We start from the raw sequence: 3,100 nt of genomic DNA on the forward strand, positions 1-3,100 counted from the left end.
GAACCGGTCGCGCTGCAGGTCGGTGCGGCGGTCAGCGTGACGCCGGCCGGCAGCGTGTCGGCCAGGCTGACGCCGCTCGCATCGCTGGGGCCGGCGTTGCCGACGGTCAGCACATAGGTCGCCGTGCCGCCCGGCGTGTAGATCGCCTGGCCGTCGTCCTTGCCGAGCGTCAGCGCCGTCTGCGCGAGACGCGTGTCGCTGTCGCTCGCCGAACGCGGGCTGCCGGCATCGGCCGGATCGCTCGCTGTCGCGATGTTCACGAGTGGATTCGTGGAAAGATCTGCCGCGAACGCGACCGGCAGCTGGTAGACCAGCGAATGTCCGCCGCCCGGCGCGAGCGTCGCGCCCGCGACGCTGAAGCTGCTGCCGCCGACCGCGCCGGTCAACGTGCCGCAGCTCGCCGTGCCGGTCGCGGTGCAGGTCGCCGTGCCCGCCAGCGTCACGCCGGCCGGCAGCGTGTCGGCGACCGACACCGCCGCGGCGGCCGAGGGCCCGGCGTTCGTCACGGTCAGCGCATAGGTCGCCGTGCCGCCGGGCGTGTAGGTCGGCGAACCGTCGGTCTTTGCAAGTGCGAGGCTCGTCGTCCGCACGATCGGCGTCACCGGCGGCGTCGGATCGGCGCAGGGCGTCGCGACCGTGCAGGCCGGATCGCCGCCGCCGCTCAGGTTCACCGGATTCGTGACGCTGGGTGGCGCGTCCGGCGCCACGTCGACCGTGAAGCCGAACACGCTGCTGCCGGCCGCGGCGATCGCGACGCCGCTCGTGCAGGCGATCGTGTTCGCCGCGGCGGTGCACGACCAGTCGGCCGCATTCGCGCCGCTCAGTCCGACGGCGCCGTTGGCGACGCTCAGGCCTGCCGGCAGCACGTCGGTCACGGTGATCGTGCCGCTGCTCGGCGCCGCACCGGTGTTCGACACGGTCAGCGTGTAGCCCCCGGTCGCGCCCGCCGTGAAATTCGCCGCATTGGCTACTTTGTCGATCGACAGCAGCGGCGCCGCCGACACGGTAACCGTGTTCGGCGGGCAGGCATTGTTCGCCTCGCCGATTTCCGGCAGCACGCCGCCGGGATCGGCGGCGCAGGTGCCGCCCGCGCGCGGATTCGCGAGTACGCCGGGTGCCGCGGTCGTCGTCACGACCGCGAGCGAGAAGCCGCCGCCCGGCGGCAGCGTGACCGCACCGGCCGCCGTGCACGTGACGGTGTTCGCGGCAAGCGCGCAGTTGATCGTACCGGTCGTGCCGCCGGTGTTCGTCGCGGCCGGCGGCACGACGTAGGTCGCGCCGGTCGCCGGCAGGTCGTCGACCAGCAGCACCTGCCCGTTCGCGACGTTCGCGGTTCCCGCCGCCGCGCCGTTCGTCAGCGCGAGCGTCCACTGGAACGTCGCGCCGAGTGCGGCCGCGCCGCCGGTGTCGTTGCTCTTTGTCACCGTGAGATCCGGAGCGAGCGGCACGCTGACGCTCGTCGTCGGCGATGTCGCGCCGCCCGCCGATGCGAAGGCCGTGTTCGTGACGACGCGCGCGGCCACGTCGGCCGCGACGACGACGTAGCTCGCGGTGCATACCAGGCTCTCGCCCGGATCGAAGAACGCGTCGAGATCGCCGATCGTCGTCAACGCCGGACACGTGACCGTCGTGCGGTCGTCGGCGACCGTGACCGGTCCGTCGAGCACGGCCGCGCCGCTGTTGGTCACGGTGTAGGTGTAGGTCAGCGTGTCGCCGACCGCGCGGAACACGGTCTGCGCGGCGGCCTTGACGATCGTCAGGCCGGTCGTCCCGTAGGTCGCGTTCGAGTCGGGCGAGTCGTACGGCGTCGCGGCATACGTGCCGGTCGCATGCGCGATGTTGGTATGCGTGCCGGTGCTCGCGGCAACCGGGCCGACCACGCAGCTCACGATGTGGTTGTCGTTCGCCGCCACCGCGACCGGCAGCGTCAGCGCGGCCCAGGTCGCGTTGCAGGACGCGACGTTCAAGGTGTTGTCGGTCAGGCTGATCGGACTCAGCGGCACGTCGCCGGTGTTTTCGACGGTGAAGCGGTAGTACACCGGCGTTCCGGTCGTGACCGCGCGATAGTCGCCCCACGGACCGGCGGCACTCAGGCCGACCTGCTTGAGCAGGCCGATCGACGGATCCGGCGGCGTGACATCGAGCGTCGCCGACGCGGTGTTGCCGTTGACGGTCTGCGCGTTGATCACGTGCGAGACGTTGCCGCTGGTGTTCGCGTAGCTGCCCGGTGCCGCCGCCGTCACGACGACCGATACCGTGCAGCTCGCGCCGCCGGCCAGCGTCGCCGCGGAAAGGCTGACGCCGTTGCCGCCGGGTGTCGCACTGGCCGAACCGCCGCAGCCGTTGAACAGCGCCGGCGAAGCCGCGTTCGCGAGACCCGACGGATAGGTGTCGCTGAACGCAATGCCGCCGAGCGCGGCATTGAGGTTCGGATTCGAGAGCGTGAACGTCAGCGTCGAGGTCGCGCCGGCCAGGATCGGATCGGGCGCGAACTGTTTCGCGATCGACGGCGGCAGCACGCCGGTGATCGACGCCGTCGGCACGCCCGCCGTGTTCGTGCCGCCTTCGGTCGTCGACAGGAACCCGCCGATATTGGTCTTCGGTCCCGCACTGGTGACCGTCGTGTTGACGCTGACCGTGCAGGATCCGCCCGCCGGCAGGATGCCGCCACTGAACGTCAGTGCCGTTGCGCCCGCGACCGGTGTCCAGGTGCCGCCGCAGGTCGTGGCCGCGGACGGCGTGGTGGCGACCTGCACGCCGGCGGGCAGCGTGTCGGTGAACGCCGCGCCGTTGAGCACGGCCGGGTTCGTGTTCGTCAGCGTGAAGGTCAGCGTCGAGACGCCGTTGACCGCGACGGCCGCCGGCGAGAACGCCTTGGTCAGTGTCGGCTTGACCGCGCTGCCGCAGCCCGTGAACAGCACGTTGTCGAGATTGAGATCCGAACCGCTGTTCGTGTTGCCCGAATTGAAGCCGTAGATGCGGAAATACGTATTGCCGCTGGCATTGAGTCCCGACGTGAACGCGATGCTGTTGCCCGCGCCGAAGGAACTCCAGGCGTTCTGCGTCGGCAGCGCGGTCGCATTGTTGAACACCGATGTAC

General features: G+C 71.0%; 1 protein-coding gene. It reads right to left on the bottom strand.

Annotation, left to right across the window (positions count from 1 at the left end; translation table 11 throughout):
* The coding region (locus VLF18_RS13775) for a beta strand repeat-containing protein (protein WP_325280204.1) at nucleotides 1–3,100 on the bottom strand (3,100 nt) is incomplete at both ends.

This window comes from Tahibacter sp. (assembly GCF_035481375.1).
Classification (GTDB): domain Bacteria; phylum Pseudomonadota; class Gammaproteobacteria; order Xanthomonadales; family Rhodanobacteraceae; genus Tahibacter.